The sequence below is a fragment of the Bittarella massiliensis (ex Durand et al. 2017) genome (assembly GCF_017566145.1).
Lineage (GTDB): Bacteria > Bacillota > Clostridia > Oscillospirales > Ruminococcaceae > Bittarella > Bittarella massiliensis_A.
This window is the reverse complement of sequence record NZ_JABFCL010000009.1, coordinates 75,471-93,625: the sequence shown is the minus strand read 5'-3', so window position 1 is coordinate 93,625 and position 18,155 is coordinate 75,471. Positions and strand designations below refer to the sequence as shown.

The window sequence follows — 18,155 nt, the reverse complement described above, 5'->3', positions numbered from 1 at the left end:
ACTGTGTGACGATTACAAGGATTTCAATCCACGCACCCGCATGGGGTGCGACGCGGCGTACCGGCTGGGGCGGATGGCAGGCGTGATTTCAATCCACGCACCCGCATGGGGTGCGACCACCCCCACCATTGCGGGCAACTCCAATCTGCTCAAATTTCAATCCACGCACCCGCATGGGGTGCGACTGTGGCAGTCTACACGAACAAGCGGACGGCTTATATTTCAATCCACGCACCCGCATGGGGTGCGACGGACTACGCCGAGAGCATGGGCTACACCTGTCGAATTTCAATCCACGCACCCGCATGGGGTGCGACCGGGCGCAATGGATTCTGTTCTTTCAGCAGCACCATTTCAATCCACGCACCCGCATGGGGTGCGACCCTGGGGCTGTCTGGCACCGCCGTCAAGGAGGTGATTTCAATCCACGCACCCGCGTGGGGTGCGACGGATAATAGGCATTGAGACAACTCCTTTCCGCTATTTCAATCCACGCACCCGCGTGGGGTGCGACTCATCCTTACGAATGCTGTTATAATAGGTCTTGCATTTCAATCCACGCACCCGCGTGGGGTGCGACAATCTCCCAGGTGTTAGGTACACCCCAGCAGCGGATTTCAATCCACGCACCCGCGTGGGGTGCGACCAAGAGCTTTCGTCTTTGTAAATCCTTGTCCCCATTTCAATCCACGCACCCGCGTGGGGTGCGACTCTTTTGCGGTTCCAGACTTAGCCATGAGCCCTAATTTCAATCCACGCACCCGCGTGGGGTGCGACCCAGGTCAAAATAGATGGTGCCATCCTTAGACTATTTCAATCCACGCACCCGCGTGGGGTGCGACGACACCTTTCACCCCGTCGACGATCCCGCCGAGATTTCAATCCACGCACCCGCGTGGGGTGCGACGTTTCGATTGCCGAATAGATGTTGTAGGTGCGGCAATTTCAATCCACGCACCCGCGTGGGGTGCGACCCCACATCGATGACGTCCTCGTCAATCTCCAGCAATTTCAATCCACGCACCCGCGTGGGGTGCGACGCAAGCCGAAGAAAACCAAGAGGGCAAAGAAATATTTCAATCCACGCACCCGCGTGGGGTGCGACCTGGATCGTCGAGATCGGGGAGCTGTCGGCCATATTTCAATCCACGCACCCGCGTGGGGTGCGACGCATTTTTCCGCATAGCTGTGCGGATTTTTGATAATTTCAATCCACGCACCCGCGTGGGGTGCGACGTAGGTGCGACCCAAAGCGCCGGGAAAGTAGACAATTTCAATCCACGCACCCGCGTGGGGTGCGACCCAGCAAACCGCCAAACACAAGCCCCAGGAAAAAATTTCAATCCACGCACCCGCGTGGGGTGCGACTGCAAATTGGCACAAAAACCAGTGTCAATTTACACCTCTACTATACCTCTTTTCACAAAATGCTGTCAAATTGATTTTCTTTCTTCATCCCTCTTCCCTTTTCCCCGGCAAAATGCTCGTCTTTTTTGGTGCGAACCTCCCGGCCAATTCCTGTGCGCTTGGGGTTCGCACTGGCGGCGCACTGTTTCTCCCATCCCTCCACACAGGCAAAAGAACGGCCTACCGACATCTCTTCGGCAGGCCGCTCTTCTCTTTTAGCTGTGTTGATTGGGGGTGGGAGTAAAGGTGGGCACGATCTTTTGCAGCTCGGCGATCACCTTGTCCGACTGGTTGTTGTACGCCAAGGGGCGCATTTCATCGAGAGAGCGCCAGAGGTCGTCGGGCCGAATGTCGATCGGCCGGCCGATGAAGATCTTTTCGTAGGGGGTCTCTTTCATCCCCTCTTCGTCCATCAGCAGTTCCTCATAGAGTTTCTCCCCCGGCCGCAAGCCGGTGTACTCGATCTTGATGTCCTCCCCCGGGCGGAAACCCGAGAGGCGGATGAGGTTCTCCGCCAGGTCGCGGATGTGCACCGGTTGGCCCATATCGAGGACAAAAATCTCGCCGCCTTTGGCCAGTGAACCGGCCGTCAACACCAGGCTCACCGCCTCGGGGATGGTCATAAAGTAGCGGATGATGTCGGGATGGGTCACCGTCACCGGCCCACCTCTGCGAATCTGCTCTTTAAAGAGGGGGATGACCGAACCGTTGGACCCCAGGACATTGCCGAAGCGGACCGCCACAAACTCGGTCTCGCTGACCTGGTCCATCGACTGCATGATCATCTCGCAGATGCGCTTGGTGGTGCCCATCACGCTGGTGGGATTCACCGCCTTGTCAGTAGAAATCTGCACAAACCGCTTGACGCCGTACTTGTCCGCCAACTGGGCCAGATTCAGGGTGCCAAAGACGTTGTTCTTCACCGCCTCTTCGGGCACCGGCTCCATCAGCGGCACATGCTTGTGCGCCGCTGCGTGGAAGACGATCTCCGGCCGATAGCGGGAGAAGAGGAGGTCCATCTTGTCCCGGTCGCGGATGGAGGCGATCTCCACCGAGAGGTTGAGGGCCTTACCGTAGGCGCGCAGCAGTTCCTGCTGAATTTCATAGGCGTTGTTCTCGTAAATGTCCACGATCACCAGTTGTTGGGGGGCAAATTTGGCCACCTGGCGGCAGAGTTCGGAGCCGATGGTCCCCCCGCCCCCGGTCACCATCACCCGCCGCCCGGCGACATACTTGGCCACCGGCTTCATGTCCAGCACAATGGGCTCGCGGCCCAGCAGGTCCTCCACCTCCACCTGGCGGATGGTGCCCACCGGCACCTCCTGCCCGGTCATCACCTTGTAGAGGTCAGGGATGATGTTGACCTCCTTCTTGGTGGCGGCGCAGAGGTTGATGATGCGATTTTTCTCCTTTAGGGAGATGTTGGCGATGGCAAAGAGGATGGCGTCCACGCTGTACTGGTCGCACAGCCGCGCCACGTCGTCGGTGGTGCCCATAATGGGTATGCCCTGGATGGTGCGCTTGAACTTAGTGGTGTCGTCGTCTACGATGCAAACTGGCTCAAAGCTGTTTTGGGGGTTGCGCTTGAGCTCGCTGAGGACCATGGCGCAGGCCTCGCCGCCGCCGACAATGAGCAACCGCTTTTTCTTGCGGGGGGTGGGGAAATTGTACTTGGCGTCAATGACCTTGTTCATCTTGTAGACAAAGCGGAAGAGGAAGATGAAAAAGGTGCTGAGAATGGTGGCCAACACATAGGCCCGAATCCCCACCGGCAGGTCCAGAAGGAGGGAGGAGATGACAAAAGCGGCGTTTCCCACCACACAGGCCGTGCCGATGTAGAGATACTCGACAATGTCGGCGTACTGCCACATCTTGTTGTAGATGCGAAAGAGCAAAAACACCGCCGTGCCACAGAGGAGGTAGAGGAAGAAGGTGGCCAAAAACTCCTCTTCATAGCCCTTGAGGGAGAAGGAGCTGTGGAGAATGGCATAGGCAAAGTAGTAGGCCGACCCCCAGAGGACCATATCGAAGGGGAGAAGCACGTACCGCTTGGCCTTGAGCAGGGCATTGTATAGACTGTTCATAGCGAATCCATCCTTTTTTGCTGCGGATCACAACCGGGGCCCAACAGGCGAATGGGCGAGGAGAGGCCGCCAGGGGCCTTCGCCCGCCCAAGTGAGAAGCCGCATCACCCCCCCTTTTTTGGGGGAGATCGTGCGGCCGCATTCCGGTTTTGACAACCTTACCGGTTGTTCCCCCATTATACACCAAGCGCGGTTCCCCTGCAAGTTGTGGGGTCCGCCCTCTTATAGGGACAAAAAAGCCCCTCTTCCCAACTGCGCCCCCCTTCCTCCTGGAGGGACAGACGCCAAAGCAGCCCGCCCCTGGACGGGGGCGGGCCGCTCTCTCGCCAGTTTTCACCGGCGGGCAAATGCGCCTATTTGCCGTAGCACTTCACCAGCACCTTGCGGGGCCGGGGGCCGTCGAACTCGTAGAAATAGACGGCCTGGCCGCCGCCCAGGGCCAGTTCCCCATCGCAGATGGGCGGGGTGATGTCCACCCCGACGATGCTGGACTTGATGTGTCCCGCCGCGTCAAAGGGGGTCTCCACATGGATGTAGTTTGCCCGCAGGGGGATCACCCGGTCCAGCTCCCCCTGAAAATCCTCCCCCACCTTGCCCTCGGCGTCCTTTTTGCCCAGGGAGATGGCGGCGGTGGTGTGGGGGACAAAGAGGACGCAGATGCCGTTTTGCACCCCGCTCTCCCGCACACAGGCGCGCACCTTTTCGGTGATGTCCAGCGCCTGCATGGGGCCGGTGGTCAGCTGTATGGTCTGATACATGGCTCTGTCCTCCCTATTCCATCACGTTGACGCAGACCCGCCGGCAGCGGCAGGGCCCGTCGAATTCAGCCAGCAAAATGCCCTGGGAGGAGCCAAAGGCCAGCGCTCCGTCCCGGACAATCAGGCTCTGCACCCCGCCCATCAGGCTGGCCTTGGTGGCAGCGGCGGCAGTATAGGCGGAAGGGGTGCGCTGCCGGTAATCCACCGTGGCGGGGAAGGCCCGCTGGATGTCGTCCATCATGTCGTCCCACCCCAGAGGGTCCCAGAAGGAGTGGATGCAGATACCCGCTGTGGTCTCGGGGCAGAAGATGGTGCAGATACCGTCTTTGACCCCGCTTTTTTCGACGATCTCCTTCACCTGTGCGGTGATGTCATAGGCCTTGTGCCGCTGGGTTTGCAGCTGGATGGTCTCAAACACGTCTCTCGTCCCCCTTCTCTTTAAAGTAGTCGAGGATGCCGCTCTGGTCGGCGTAGATGGCGTTTTTACCGCTCCACACGCCCTCGAGGCCCCGCAGGGGCTTCTCCCCCAGCAGTTCCTGCATAAAGCCGAAGAGCATGGTCATGGGCATAAACTGCATCAGCGGCGTCAGCCAGAGACGGGGCGCCTTGGGGAGGGTGATGACCTTGGCGGAAGGGGGAAACGCCCCCGCTTCCAGATCGGTGACCACCACATAGGGCCGGCCGATGAAGTCCATTGCCCAGGCGGCCTCCAGGTAGCGGCTCTTGGCCGGGCTGTCGCCGGCGGCAAAGAGGAGGGTGCCGATCTCCTGGGGCTTTCTGGCGTAGTAGTTGACGTGAAGCCAATCCTCGGTGTTCTCCACCGCGGTGACTTTGCCCACCGCCTCGTAGATCTTCTCCCGCACAAAGGCGGCGGTGGCGTAGTCCGCCCCCGAACCCACCGTTTCAAAGTGACGGCAGTCCTTGAGCATTTCCGCCAGGGCCATGCACTGCTCGGTCAGGGCGGGGATGACTGGGCGAAACGCCTCGGTATACCCCTCGATGTCGGCGCGCACGGCGGCCGCCTCATCGGCGGTGATATGCCCCCTGGCCACCCCAAAGTGAACGGCCAGCAGAAGCAGGGAGAGGAGGCTGGTAAAATAGGTCTTGGTGCCGGGGGCCAGTTCCGCCTCCATCGAGTCGTGTTTCAAGATGCGGTCGGCCGTCTGGGCCAGGGCGGTGGTGCGGCTCTCGGTGACCCCCAGGGTCCAGCCGCCGGCATTTTTTACCGCCTGCATGGCGGCAGCGGTGTCGGCGGCCTTGCCGGAGATGCTCACCCCCACCGCCAGAGCGGGGCCGTAGTCGCCGCTGGGCAGCGGATAGTGAAAGCAGAGTTCGGTGGTGGAGAGGGCCTTGACCCGCATCCCGCTCAACGCCTCAAAGGCCGGCTGCACCGCCAGTCCGGCCACATAGGAGTCGCCGCAGCCGGTGAGGAGCACCTCGCAGAAGTTGCCGATCTCCTCGTCGGTGTAGAGGGTCTCAATCTTTTTCTGCAAATCGTCGCAGAGGGGCTTTGTGCAGTCGACCAGTCCCAGCGATTGCCGGACGGCCGGATTTTCCATTGCGCTGTTCATCCAATCATTCCTCCTTGCAAAAGGCTAGTCGCTGTACACGGCCAGTTGGCACCGCTGGGTGCGGGGGCCGTCAAACTCAAAGAAAAACACGCCCTGGGAACTGCCCAGCACCAGTTCGCCCCCCTCGACAATGAAGGTGGTGTTGGTGCCCATGAGGGCGGACTTGTTGTGCCCTGCCGCATCGGCCGGGTTGTCAAACTGGTGGGCATAGTCGATGCGCATGGGGATGATCCTGTCCAGGGCCTGCTGGATGTCCTGGTGGTCCTCGGGCTTTAACATGTAGGGGTTAAAAGAGATGCCCGAGGTGGTGTGGGGGGCCGAGAGGACGGCGATGCCCGAGCGCACCCCACTCTCCCGCACGCACCGGCGCAGCCACTCGGTCAGCTGCACCACCCCGTCTTTGGGGCACTCGATCTTGGTCTCGTAAAAATGCACGGTATTTCCTCCCCTCTCCTATACGATCTCGATCTGGCTGGTTTTCAAAAAGTGGGTGGGCTGGCTCTGGAAGGCCGGCTCCCCGCCCCGGAAGAGGGAGACCCCCTTCAGCCGGGCCAGGTACCCTGAGAGGAGGGCCACCGGCACATAGTCCATCAGCGGGGCCAGGATGCCGTAGCGGGGGCTGGGCAGCTGGCAGACCACTGCTTCTTTGGGGAAGAGGGCGGCGTCGGCGTCGGTGACGATGAGGGTGGGCCGCAGCCGGGCCAGCACCTCCGCCACCTCCAGGGCGCGGACCATGGCCGGGGAATCTTTGGAGATGGTCAACACCGTCCCCACCCGACGGTGGTCGCGGGCAAAGTAGTTGACATGGCACCAGTTCTCCATGTCCTCATAGGTGGCCACATCCCCGGTGGCTTCGTAAATCTTGGCCGCGTCAAACCAGGCGGTCGCCATCTGGGCGCCGCTGCCCAAAAACTCAAAGCTGTCAAATTCCTGCCACTGCTGGGCCAGCTCGAACATGGCGTCGTCGATCTGCTCCATCACCTCGCCGCCGAAGGACTCGGCATACTCCACCATGGCGCGGCGATAGTCGTCGGCCTGGCTCATGGGGTAGCGCATCTTCACCTCGCCCATGCGGATGGCCGAGGAGCAAAGGGCGTAGAGGGAGGCATAGTAGCTGCGCAGTCCGGGGGAGTGCTCGTCAAAACCGCTGTCAAAGGGGGTGGGAGAGATGGGGAGCACCGCCTGGCTGGCTTTGGCCATGGGGGATTCGGGATGGGCGGTGACCGCCACTGTCAAGGCCCCTACCCCGCAGGCGGCCGCCCGCTGGCAAACCTCAATATTGCGGGAAACAGTGCCCGAGGCGGAGATGACGTAGAGCAGGGGGTTGCAGGGCTCGCTGCCGATCCTCCCCTTCGGCCAGTGGCGGGACGCCTCCATGGCGGAGAGGGCCTCGGTACGGATGCCGCCCAGCTGCTGGAACAGCGGCTTGGCGGCCACCCCGGCGCAATAGGAGTCGCCACAGCCCACCAGCAGGCAGCTGCGGGGCGAGAAGAGCTGGGGGGTGGTGAGGGCCATCCGCAGGGGCTTGTCGTTTGCCTCGGCGAAGGGGCGGGCCATGACCGGCAGGTCGAAGGTCTCCATTCGCAGGGCATTGTTGCAGTCCAGTTTTTTCATGGTTTTACCTCCCGACAAAAATAGGACATGTTTTTTGGGCAATTTGTATATTTTTAAAATTGCTTTCCATGGAATATTGTATAGGGCGTCCAGGTCAAAGTCAATTGTTCCCAAGCAAAATCTGTGTTTTCCCCGCTTTTCTCCCACTCGGCCAAAATCCGCAGGACCCCCAAAGGGCAAAGCCGTATAACCTGTACGCTTGCCCCACCAAAAGGGGGCCACCAGGCGGGGGGGCGGCGGCAGGGGGCGTTTCAAGCGGCAAGGGGGCGGAAGGCCGCCCCCTTTTCCGCGGTGCGAAAGAGACCGCTCTCCGCCGGTCATCTCTGCCCCGGCCAAGGAAAACCGCCGGCGCTCAACTGCCGAACGCCCCTCTCTCACTGCCGCGCCTTCACGGGCAGAGCGCCTTTTCACAGGGGTGATAGGGGGCCGACCAGAAACAGCAGGGCTTCTCCCCACTCTGGCCGCTCTCTTCGCCATCCAAGCGCATCTGCCAAAAAACGCTCTCCTCATTTTCCCCCTGTCCCTCGCGCCCTAAAAGGAACTTCCCAGGGGGAGCCGCCCCCCCTTCCGGGGCGCGGCAGGGCGGCCCCTCTGCTCCTGCCGACCGCCTTCTCCACCCACCCCTCCCGCCCAAGCGGCAACACACCTTAAAACGCCTGCTTTCTCCTCAAAAAAAGAGCTTCCCCTTCAGCATTTCTGCCGAAGGGAAAGCTCTTTTTGATCAGGAGGGGGGAAAAGGGATCAGCGCGTCTGCCGACTGTGCCTTGCCAAGGGGAGAACAAGGGCCGCTGACAGGAGGAGGGCCAGGGACAAGGCGGGGCTTCCCCGCTCCCCCGTGTTGGCGCTGCCTCCCGAGGAGCTGCCAGAGGAGGACGTCTCCTTCCCTTTAGGAGCGGAGGGAACCGGCGCTTCTCCCTCTCCTATCTCCGACTCCTCTTCTTTCCCCTGCTCGCCCACCAGGGCATAGCTGCCGGGGACAGGGGCGGCAAATACCCCCCACTCCCCCTCTATCTGCAGTGGGCACTGGGAGAGGGAGCCGTCCTCCGCCACCAAAAAGACCGCCGCAGTGGCAGGGTCTGCCAGATCGTCCAGACTGATGCGCACCTCCAGCGGCGCGTCAAAGCCGCCGGGAGAGCGGGCGGTGCTCTCCGCCTCCAGCTGGTAGTAGCGCCAGATCTTGGCCCTCTCCCCCCGCAGGCGCTGTACCGCCTGGGTGAGGGCTTCGGTGACCACCTTCTCCCGCACCGACAGGTCCGACAGCCAGGAAAGGGCGCCCTGCGGGGCACGGACGGTGAGGCGGTTTTGGTCAAAGTGCTCCACCCGCTCAGGGGCGGCGAGGGCGGCCGCCCGGTCGATGGCCTGTTCGAGCCGGGTCAACCCCGAGGCGGAGAGCCCCTCCCGCTCCAGCGGGGGCAGCGCCTCCACCTGGTCGAGAAGTGCCTGCAGAGCCCCCTCTTCCTCTGGGAGAACGTCCTCCAGCGAGATTTCCTCCAACTGGGCGTTGAGGGCGTCCACCCGCGCCCGGGAGAGAACGGTGACCGGCCAGTCGATTCGCCCGCCCTCGCAGGCGATGCTCACCATCTGCACCCCCAACAGCTGGGGGCGGTAGCGGGAACACATCTCAGCTGTGAGGGGGACACGGCGCTGCTCCTCCCCGCGCGAAAGGAGGAGCACACCCCCAGTGGGGTCCAAAGACTGGCCCTGCAGGTAGCTGGACTTGGCGGGGAGAACGGCAAAGGAGATGCTCCACGGCTGCTCTTGGGGAAGCACCTGCACCGAAAAGGAGGTCGTCTGCCCCTCGAGAGATACTGTCAACGTCTGCTCCCCCGGGACAGCGCTGTCAAAGCCGCTGACCATCTCGGGGACAAGGGGGCGCACCTCGCTGCCGCCGTCACTGTAAGTGAGGGCGACGCTGCCCCCAGCGGGGTCAAAAGACTCTCCCACCCGGTAGACGGTCTTGGCCGGCAGGGCGGCGAGGGCGATACCCGTCAGCCGCCTTGGCGCCACCTGCACGGTGAAGGTGGTGCTCTGTCCCAGGTAGGAGACGGTGACCGTCTGGTTCCCCGGCTGGGTGAAGCGGGTGGGGCTACAGAGGGCGGAGGTCAGCTCCAATTCGCTGCTGTCGCCATTTTGGTAGCAAACCTGCAACCGCCCGCCAGCCACTGCCAGCTCCTCTCCCAGCTGGTATTCCAGGCACTGCGGCGGCGAGAGAAGAACCAACCCGGTGACCGGGTTGTCCGCCACCGCCACCGAAAAGGAGGTGGTCTTCCCCTCGAAAGTGACCAAGACGCCCTTCTCGCCGGGGCTGTCGAAGCTGTCTACCTGACAGAACTCTGCCGCCAGCGGCCGCTCTGCCCAACCGCCGCCGGCGTATCCCAACCGCAGGACACCGCCGGTGGGGTCGAATGCCTCCCCCACCTGGTAGACTGTCTTCCCAGGCAGGGTGACAAGAGCGATGGACTGCAGGTCTCCCCCGTCCACCGTCACAGAAAAGGGGGCCTCAAACCCCTTCCATTGAAGGGCGACCGATTGCTCTCCCACCCGGGTGGCGTCATAGTCGCCTGGGGTAGCCTCCGCCATCTGGATGGAGAGGGAGAGCCCGTCGCCGTAGTCGACCGAGAGCCGACCACCAGCCAGATCTAGCCCCTCTCCCACTGCGTAGCGGGTCTTGTCGGGCAGCGCCAGCACCGTCAGCCCCTGGGGCTGGCGCACCCCAACGGAGAGGGAGACCGACTGCCCCTGGTAGGTGAGGACGACCGGTTGCTGCGGCCCCTCCCCCACCGAGCCGACATCGCAGACAGCCCGGTCCATCGGCAGTTGGGCGCTGGTTCCGTCCCCGTAGTCCACCCGCAAAAAGCCGCCCGATAAGTCCAGCTGTTCCCCCGGCAGATAGAGGGTTTTATCGGGACCTTTCTCCACCGAAAGACCGGTGATCGCCGGCGGCGCAGGGGCAAAAACAGAGATGTCAGGCAGGGTGAGAGAGCGGTTCTCCTCCCCTAGAGGGGTAAAATCTTCACCCAGAAGGGTGTAGTGCAAACCGGCCACAAGGGGGGTCCCCGCCGGCGTGCCCTCCCTCGCCAACGCCTCCAAGGCGCCCAACTCGACCGTCTGTCCAAAATAGGACGACCCGCCGGCCGGGACAATGAAGCACTCGTGGCTCCCGGAGACCGATTGTTCATCAACGGCGACAGCGGGAGACGGGGAGAGCCACCTGTCCGATTCGTCAGCCACCCAGGACCAACCCGTCTGGGGAGCGCTTAGCACCAGCTGAACAAAGGCCACCTGGCTCCCCTCGGCCGCAAGGGAGAGTTGGAGGGAAACGCCCTCCCCTGGAGCGGCCTCGCTCTTGCCGGAAGTGGCCGACAGAGAGGGCGCAACCCCAGCCAGCGCTGTGACTGTGGGCAGAAAAACCCCGCCCACCAGCAGGGCGGCAAGCAGGGCCGCAACCCCTCTTTTTCCACAGATACGCATCTTCTTCGCGTCTCCTTTCTCCATCGACAAATTGTCGAAAAAGCAATTAATTTGTCGAATTTGTCAGGAAAATTATACCAACATCTGTGAGGAAGCACCAGTGACATTTCATCCAAAGAAAAAGGGGCTCTTTTGGCATTCCAGATAGAGACAGAAAAAAGCCGCCTTTTAAGGCGGTTAAAAAAGAGACCCGAATGGCGTTTTGCTGGGGAAAAAGCGCTATTTGCGCCGGCTTTGTTACAAAGGTGGTGGGACGGCGGGTACACGGGAACAGCACCTCGTTTCTTCTGCCGCAGCGGCAATGGTACAGCAGGCTGTACCTACTTTCCCTTCTTCCCCTCTTTGCTGCGGGCAGGGAGCAGGCATCTGACCGTCTGAAAGAGGCCCACCGCTATCATCAACAGCGGGATCAAAACCCAGAGCCCAAGCGACTGGAAACAGGCGGGCCACGATCCCGTCTCCCCCCGCCGAAGGAGGATACTGCCGGCCCCCGCAAAGGCGAGCACAACCCCGATGTAGACCCCGATCACACTGATCCGAAACCTGTCAAAACACCCTTTCAAAGTGAGCCAGGCCAGGATGAACACAGTGGAGCCGAGGACAAAAAAGGCCCCTATAAAAATCATCATGCTGGTGCGGTTGCCCCCCGACAAAACCGAGCTCTGGGGGTTTGCAGGGTCGTATTTCACCGTTCGGGTGCTGTTTCTCGCAGGGATTGCATTGGTTCCGTAGTCTGTGGAGACGCGGTATGGAGCGCCGTTTACCTCGTACTCATAGACGAGGCGATATGTCGTGCCTTCTTTATCGCTCCGGTAGACTTCACAGTCGACAAAATACCCTTCGGTGGCAGTGTAGCCCCCCACCCTCCGACTTAACTGGATGGTGTCCTTCACCCCAAAAAACAGGATAACAATGCCGGACAGCAAGCACACCCCCACCAAAAAGCAACTTACGACAACCTTGAAGTTGATATTTAGGGGGACAGACCTTTTCTTGGAATCGGCTTTGACTGGCCGGTCCTTTTTTTTAAAAAACGCCCGGTAGACCAGGTAGCCGCCGAGAAGCCAGAATGGCAGCGAGAACAGCAGCGGCAGGTACGACTGATTGACGATGCTCACATAGCACCAAACGCCTAAGAAGCCGAATATATAGAGCAAAAAGGCAGCGGCGTAGACCTTGTTGAGCAGCTTTGCCGCCCTCTCCCAGCCCACCGCCAAGAACACCGTTCGCAAAAGCGCTACAACGCTGCAAATTAAGAAGGGCAGGACCATGAGCCTACTTGAAACATCCTGCGCTTTAATCATTGTCCTCGCCAAAAGCAGTGCGATAAATGAAATGGGGACGGCCCTCACCAGTAAAAAGCTCTTGTTCTTCACACATCCGCCTCCTTTTTCTCATTTGCCCATCAATCTGTCAATGGGTTTTCCGCCTGTGGCCGCCGACCATTGACACGCTTGTAAAAGTTTGAAAAGGCCAGCCAGCGCTGGCCACCTCGGCATGCCCTGCACCACACACAGCTGTTGTATGAACACAAACATTTCAACTCCGCCAAGGGGGGGGGGACATTGATCCACGCACCCGCGCGGGGTGCGACTGACTGGGTTGACCCCAGAGACGCCAAGCTGCCCATTTCAATCCACGCACCCGCGCGGGGTGCGACGGCCTGGGAAAGAGTGCCCGCGTCCTCTACACCATTTCAATCCACGCACCCGCGCGGGGTGCGACCGCCCGGTTGTGCTTCTTCGGGTACGCCTGCCAATTTCAATCCACGCACCCGCGCGGGGTGCGACAGCAAATCTACACAAAAGTGCAACACTGTTTGTGCTTTCAATATACCTTCTCAACAAACACTTGTCAATTTCCAAGTCGCTATTTCTTCCCCTCTTTCACTCTGCCCGCCTACCAGGCATTTTCTCGGTGCGAACCTGTCGGGGGGTCTCTGTCCGCCTGGACTTCGCACCACTCCTAAAAGGGGCAGGAAAGTGCCGTATGTCAGGCTGTAAAGAAGGAGGGGAAACCGCCCTCTCCTCTGCGCCCCTATCTCTGACTTTACAAAAGGCGCAGTTAAAACGCGGTGTGTCAGTCCTAAACGGGAATGCCCGCACAGCGGAGACCCGCTCCCACAGGTCCACCCGCTTTTCTCCATTCCAACTGCAAAGCCCCTCTACCCTTGCCTCTGGGGAAAGACCTGACAGATGGCCTTTTCCCAAAAAACCACCCCATCCAGATGGTCCAGTTCATGGCAGAGGCACTTGGCCAGCGCCCCCTCCCCCTCTATGGAGATGGGGCTCCCCTCCCGGTCGAGCGCCTCCACCCGCACCCGCTGGGGGCGAACCGTCTTTCCCCACCAGCCGGGGTTACTCAGACAGCTCTCTACACACTCCTGCGCCCCCTCCGCCATGACCAGGCGGGGATTCACCAAAAATAGCGGGCGTTCAAGACCTGACTCCTCCCAGGGAAGGATCACCACCAGCCGCCGCAATACCCCCACCTGTGGAGCCGCGAGCCCTGCGCCGCCCACCTGCCGCAGCGTCTCCTCCATATCCCCCAGCAGTTGCTGAATTCGCCCGTCAATCTCCCCCACCTCTCGGCAGGGCTTTTTGAGCAGTGGGTCCCCCTTTTTCCGAATCTCGCGCAAAGCCATGTTGGCGCCTCCCCCTCTCGGTTTACAGCAGCGGTTTCCTCTCCCCCTGCTGTCTCTGTATCCCTGTGCGGCTGCTCTCGGCGCGGCTCTTGCGAAAGCTCTCCGCAAACAAAAAAACCGCTTCGATGGGCAGGCCAAACACCCGTGCAATGTCGTGGGCCAGCCAGATGGAGGGCTCGTACCGCCCCGCCTCCAGGGCGCTGATGGTCTGGCGGGAAACCCCTACCCGTTCCCCCAGCGCCTGCTGAGAAAGCCCCTTCTCCCGCCGCAACAGGCGGATGTGATTCTTCACCGCTTCCTCCCCCTTTTGTCAAGTATACCTGCCCTTACCGTACCAGCCGAGATCTCAACTGTCAAGTCAACTTTCCTATTTGCGGGGTAAAGATCCCGAAATCGAGGGGCTTTGGGGGCCTTTTTTTCGCCCTTTTTCCGTCAGTCCGTCGGGCAGATCCACGCCGCTATCCACCTCCAGGGGGCCGCTGTCCAGTGACAGATGGTCGTTTGGCAACATCCCCACTCCTGCCCGGTGTTGTACTTGTAGTGGGTGCGGCGCATCTTGACCTTCTCCTCCAGCCGTTTGGCAGGCCCCTTCTCGCTCTCATCACAGAGGCGGCGATCCGCACCTCCGGATCGGCACAGTCGAAGATGGACAGGCAGTCCTGCCCACCCCTGCAAGATGTAGTCGGCGCAGTGGTCTGCAGAGGTGCAGGGCCCCTTCTCAACCAGTTTGCGAATTGCCCGGCGCTCCGCCGCTCCAGTCAAAACTTCTCTGCGCCCCCTACGAAGGGATGGGCGCACAAAAAAGCCGCCTCTCCGACCGCGACCGGCGCGGTCAAACAGAGGCGACTTTGGAACAGGCAGCTTCCCGCCGGCGGTGGGAGACAGCCAAAAACAGTTACAGGCTCATCCCCAACTCAATGGCGCGGAAGTTGGGTTCAACCAGGTGCTGTTTGCGGGCGGGGACACTCTTCTCGATCCCCTTCTTCACCGCCTCAAGGGAGGCAAAGCCGCACTCTTTGAGCACCTTGCCCAGGAGGATGATGTTGGCCAACCCCTGCAAGCCATTTTCCTCGGCCAGGCGGGTGGCCTCGACATAGCAGGTCTTGACCCCCTTGATCTCCTCCCGGTCGCTGATGAGGGTGGCGTCGATGACCGCCACCCCGCCGGGCTGGACCTTGTGGATGAACTTGTCGTAGGAGGGCTTGTTCATCACCAGCAGGGCGTCGGGATTGAGGATCAGGGGAGAACAGATGGGGTCGTCGCTGATGCAGACCGAGCAGTTGGCGGTGCCGCCCCGCATCTCAGGGCCGTAGGAGGGCAGCCAGGAGACCTCCTTGCCATCCATCAGGCCGGAGTAGGCCGCCACCTTGCCCGCAAAGAGGATGCCCTGGCCGCCAAAGCCGGCCAGCAGGATGTTTTGGGTCATGCTACTTCCCCTCCTTCTGCGCGTCTTTGTCCTTATAGACCCCCAGCGGATAGTAGGGGATCATGTTGTCCCGCAGCCACTGCATGGCCTCGATGGGGGTGAGGCCCCAGTTGGTGGGGCAGGTGGAGAGCACTTCGACAATCGAGAAGCCCTTGTGCTCCAGCTGGTTTTGGAAGGCCTTTTGAATGGCCTTTTTGGCCTCCTTCACGTGGGGGACGCTGTCCACCGTGACCCGCTGGGCCAGGGCGACCCCGTCCAGGGTGGAGAGCATCTCGCACATGCGGATGGGGAAACCGGCAGTGGCCGTGTCCCGCCCGTAGGGGGTGGTCTGGGTGATCTGTCCCGGCAGGGTGGTGGGGGCCATCTGGCCGCCGGTCATGCCGTAGATGCAGTTGTTGACGAAGATGACGGTGATGTTCTCGCCCCGGGTGGCGGCATGCACCGTCTCGGCGGTGCCGATGGCGGCCAGGTCGCCGTCGCCCTGGTAGGTGAAGACCACGCTGTCAGGGAGGGCCCGGCGCAACCCGGTGGCCACTGCGGGGGCGCGGCCGTGGGCGGCCTCCACCATGTCGCAGGCAAAGTAGTTGTACGCCATGACCGCACAGCCCACCGGCGCGACGCCGACGGTCTTGCCCTCAATGCCCAGCTCGTCAATGGCCTCTGCCACCAGCCGGTGGATGATGCCGTGGGTACAGCCGGGGCAGTAGTGGAGCACCGCGTCGGTCAGGGCCTTGGGTTTTTCAAAGACGATTGCCATTACCGGTCACCTCCTGCCAATTTCTCGATTTCGCCCAGCACCTCTGCCGGGGTGGGGATCACGCCGCCGGTGCGCCCGAAGAAGGAGACCGGCGCTCTGCCGTTAACGGCCAGACGGACGTCGTCGACCATCTGCCCCATGCTCATCTCCACGCAGAGGAAGCCCTTGCAGCCCTCGGCCGCGGCGGCGATCTCCTCGGTGGGGAAGGGCCAAACGGTGATGGGGCGGATGCAGCCGATCTTCAGCCCCTTTTCGCGGGCGGCCTTGACAGCTGCTTTGGCGATGCGGGCCGTGGCGCCGTAGGCGACCACGATGTAGTCGGCATCCTCGGTGTTCTCGCACTCCACCAGCACCTCGTTTTGCTTGACCTGCTCGTAGCGGGCAAACCGGTCGACCACCAGCTGCTCCAGCTCGTCGGCCTGCAGGTAGAGGGAGTTGACGATGTTGTGGGGGCGCTTGTTCTGGTGCCCGTTTGTTGCCCAGGACTTGTCGGCCTTGATGGGGGTGTAATCCTCGGGGAAACTCACCGGCTCCATCATCTGGCCCAGCATCCCGTCGGCCAGCATCATGGCGGGCATCCGGTACTTGTCGGCCAGGTCAAAGGCGCGGAAGGTCAGGTCCACCATCTCCTGCACGGTGGAGGGGGCAAAGACGATGTTCTGAAAGTCGCCGTGGCCGGAGGCGCGGGTGGCCTGCCAGTAGTCCGCCTGAGAGGGCTGGATCCCCCCCAGGCCGGGGCCACCGCGCATGACGTTGATGATGAGACAGGGCAGGTCGCTGCCGGCTATGTAGGAGATTCCCTCGCTCTTGAGGCTGATGCCGGGGGAGGAGGAGGAGGTCATGGCCCGCACCCCGGCGGAGGCGGCGCCCAGCACCATGTTGATGGCCGCGATCTCGCTCTCGGCCTGCAGGTAGGTACCGCCGATCTTCGGCATCCGCTTGGCCATGTAGGCCGACACCTCGGTCTGGGGGGTGATGGGGTAGCCGAAGAAGTGGCGGCAGCCGGCGCGGATGGCCGCCTCCGCCAGGGCTTCGTTGCCCTTCATTAACACTCTGTCTGTCATATTGCCGTATCCCTACCTTTCTACCGTGATGGCGCAGTCGGGGCACATGGTGGCGCACATGGCGCAGCCGATGCAGGCCTCGGGTTCAAAGCACTCCGCCGGGTGGTACCCCTTTTTGTTGAGCCGGTCTTTGGCCAGCCGGACAATCTTCTTGGGGCAGTTGGCGGTGCAGAGACCGCAGCCCTTGCAGATGTCCTCGTTCACTGTGATTTTGGGCATGGTTTCCCTCCTCTTATCTCGTTGCCAATTGGGTTTGCGTGTACTCGCCGCCGCTCCTTCTGCCCCTAGCGGGGCAGCTCTTCCTGCCAGGGCTGGCGAACCAAAATCCTCACCGGGAAAGCCGCGGGCAGCCGCCCCTTCAGAGCGGGATAGAGTTCCTCCCGCACCAGGGTGCAGCGCACCGGCAAACCGGTCTGGGCAGCCAGCTCCCCGGCATAGGGAAGGCTGTCGAGAATGGTCTCCTCCCCCGTCTCAAAGCCCAGGTTGGAGGCGTTGACCAAGCCGGTGACCGGCAGCCGGGAGGCCGTCTCGATCTCGCGGATGATCTCCAGCGACTCCCCCGGCGAGCGGGTCAAGTAGCGGTAGCAGTTGAAGACGCTCAGGTGTTCGTACCCGCCCTCCTTGAAAAGGGCCGAGTAGCGGCCCATGGCCGCCGCCCCCGCGTCGTCCCCCCCCACATCGAAGAGGGCGTAGCCCTCGTCGTCGCAGAAGACCGACTGCACCTGGGCCCCCAGGGCGGGGATGTCCAGGTTGGAGTTGGCGTAGGTGGGGGAGATGATGTCGATGCCCGCCCGCGCGAACGCCTCTTTAAAGTCGGTGGTGCGGAAATAGGGGTTGACCACATCCAGGTCCACCACCGTCACCTTCTTGCCCTCTCTGGCCATGGCGAAGGCCAGGTTGGCCACAAAGTTTGTCTTGCCGCTGCCGTAATGGCCGGTGACCGCGATCCTCTTGTGCTGAAATTCGATGCTAGCCCACCGCCTTTCTTCGCTTTAAAGCGATGACGTATTCCAAAATAAATCCAGCCCGCGCAGGTGTAGCAGGTGGATGTATCAATCATTATATCATTTTTACAGGCGCACCACAAATGCGAAACCGTGGTAATTTCGGGCATAAACGGCAAAAGAGAAAGGAATTATTTGGCCAAACTATCCAAATGCAGGCAGTTGTAGAGCCTTTCCCCTTCCAAGAGGTGGCAGGGACAAACGCGGGCAAGACGCGCCTTTAGATATTGGGACGCCTTGGCCGCAGTGACGGCGTTCCACCGGCAATGGGTGGGGCCTCCAGGGGAAAGCACCGAAAGGAGGGGGCGGGCGATGGAAACAAGCTGTGCCATATGGCGATTATTAAGGGCATGCC

Annotated in this window: 16 protein-coding genes and 1 CRISPR repeat array; all 16 genes read right to left on the bottom strand. The window is 61.5% G+C overall.

The genetic code is table 11. From position 1 onward, the window contains the following. Nucleotides 1-20 precede the first annotated feature (20 nt). A CRISPR array of direct repeats spans nt 21-1,368; the repeat unit is 32 nt; unit sequence ATTTCAATCCACGCACCCGCGTGGGGTGCGAC. A 254-nt stretch (nt 1,369-1,622) separates the two neighbouring features. The 16 genes from HJY11_RS09990 to HJY11_RS09915 all read right to left on the bottom strand — a co-directional run bounded on the left by HJY11_RS09990 (nt 1,623) and on the right by HJY11_RS09915 (nt 17,743). After that, a complete protein-coding gene (locus tag HJY11_RS09990; RefSeq protein WP_208075813.1) occupies nt 1,623-3,491 on the bottom strand; it encodes a polysaccharide biosynthesis protein in 1,869 nt (622 codons plus the stop codon). A gap of 353 nt (nt 3,492-3,844) precedes the next feature. Then, nucleotides 3,845-4,249 (bottom strand): secondary thiamine-phosphate synthase enzyme YjbQ, encoded by a 405-nt coding sequence (locus HJY11_RS09985; RefSeq protein ID WP_208075812.1) that lies wholly within the window; start codon nt 4,247-4,249, stop codon nt 3,845-3,847. A 13-nt stretch (nt 4,250-4,262) separates the two neighbouring features. Beyond that, nucleotides 4,263-4,667 (bottom strand): secondary thiamine-phosphate synthase enzyme YjbQ, encoded by a 405-nt coding sequence (locus HJY11_RS09980; protein WP_208075811.1) that lies wholly within the window; start codon nt 4,665-4,667, stop codon nt 4,263-4,265. After that, nucleotides 4,660-5,820 carry an SIS domain-containing protein gene (locus HJY11_RS09975; protein ID WP_208075810.1) on the bottom strand — a complete coding sequence of 387 codons (1,161 nt, stop codon included), beginning with the start codon at nt 5,818-5,820 and terminating at the stop codon, nt 4,660-4,662. Before HJY11_RS09975 ends, HJY11_RS09980 begins: the two co-directional genes overlap by 8 nt. A gap of 24 nt (nt 5,821-5,844) precedes the next feature. Further along, nucleotides 5,845-6,255 carry a secondary thiamine-phosphate synthase enzyme YjbQ gene (locus tag HJY11_RS09970; protein ID WP_208075809.1) on the bottom strand — a complete coding sequence of 137 codons (411 nt, stop codon included), beginning with the start codon at nt 6,253-6,255 and terminating at the stop codon, nt 5,845-5,847. A gap of 18 nt (nt 6,256-6,273) precedes the next feature. Beyond that, entirely contained in the window at nt 6,274-7,434 is a 1,161-nt protein-coding gene (locus tag HJY11_RS09965) for an SIS domain-containing protein (protein WP_208075808.1), read from the bottom strand. A 741-nt stretch (nt 7,435-8,175) separates the two neighbouring features. Beyond that, entirely contained in the window at nt 8,176-10,905 is a 2,730-nt protein-coding gene (locus tag HJY11_RS09960) for a bacterial Ig-like domain-containing protein (RefSeq protein WP_208075807.1), read from the bottom strand. A gap of 320 nt (nt 10,906-11,225) precedes the next feature. After that, the gene (locus tag HJY11_RS09955; protein WP_208075806.1) at nt 11,226-12,281 is read right to left on the bottom strand and encodes a DUF3592 domain-containing protein; all 1,056 of its coding nucleotides are present in this window, start codon (nt 12,279-12,281) and stop codon (nt 11,226-11,228) included. Between the two features lie 788 nt (nt 12,282-13,069). After that, a complete protein-coding gene (gene def, locus HJY11_RS09950; protein ID WP_208075805.1) occupies nt 13,070-13,549 on the bottom strand; it encodes a peptide deformylase in 480 nt (159 codons plus the stop codon). A 22-nt stretch (nt 13,550-13,571) separates the two neighbouring features. Beyond that, a complete protein-coding gene (locus HJY11_RS09945; protein WP_208075804.1) occupies nt 13,572-13,841 on the bottom strand; it encodes a helix-turn-helix transcriptional regulator in 270 nt (89 codons plus the stop codon). A gap of 140 nt (nt 13,842-13,981) precedes the next feature. Next, complete coding sequence (locus tag HJY11_RS09940; protein ID WP_208075803.1) at nt 13,982-14,311, bottom strand: hypothetical protein; 330 nt, start codon at nt 14,309-14,311, stop codon at nt 13,982-13,984. A 133-nt stretch (nt 14,312-14,444) separates the two neighbouring features. After that, the gene (locus HJY11_RS09935) at nt 14,445-14,975 is read right to left on the bottom strand and encodes a 2-oxoacid:acceptor oxidoreductase family protein (RefSeq protein WP_208075802.1); all 531 of its coding nucleotides are present in this window, start codon (nt 14,973-14,975) and stop codon (nt 14,445-14,447) included. A gap of 1 nt (nt 14,976) precedes the next feature. Next, nucleotides 14,977-15,732: a thiamine pyrophosphate-dependent enzyme gene (locus HJY11_RS09930; RefSeq protein WP_208075801.1), complete on the bottom strand. Its 756-nt coding sequence runs from the start codon at nt 15,730-15,732 to the stop codon at nt 14,977-14,979. Then, nucleotides 15,732-16,796, bottom strand: coding sequence for a 3-methyl-2-oxobutanoate dehydrogenase subunit VorB (locus tag HJY11_RS09925; protein ID WP_208075800.1), 1,065 nt, complete (start codon nt 16,794-16,796; stop codon nt 15,732-15,734). Before HJY11_RS09925 ends, HJY11_RS09930 begins: the two co-directional genes overlap by 1 nt. Before the next feature lie 12 nt (nt 16,797-16,808). Further along, entirely contained in the window at nt 16,809-17,015 is a 207-nt protein-coding gene (locus tag HJY11_RS09920; RefSeq protein ID WP_044992901.1) for a 4Fe-4S dicluster domain-containing protein, read from the bottom strand. A 65-nt stretch (nt 17,016-17,080) separates the two neighbouring features. Then, nucleotides 17,081-17,743: a ParA family protein gene (locus HJY11_RS09915; RefSeq protein WP_368041575.1), complete on the bottom strand. Its 663-nt coding sequence runs from the start codon at nt 17,741-17,743 to the stop codon at nt 17,081-17,083. Nucleotides 17,744-18,155 lie beyond the last annotated feature (412 nt).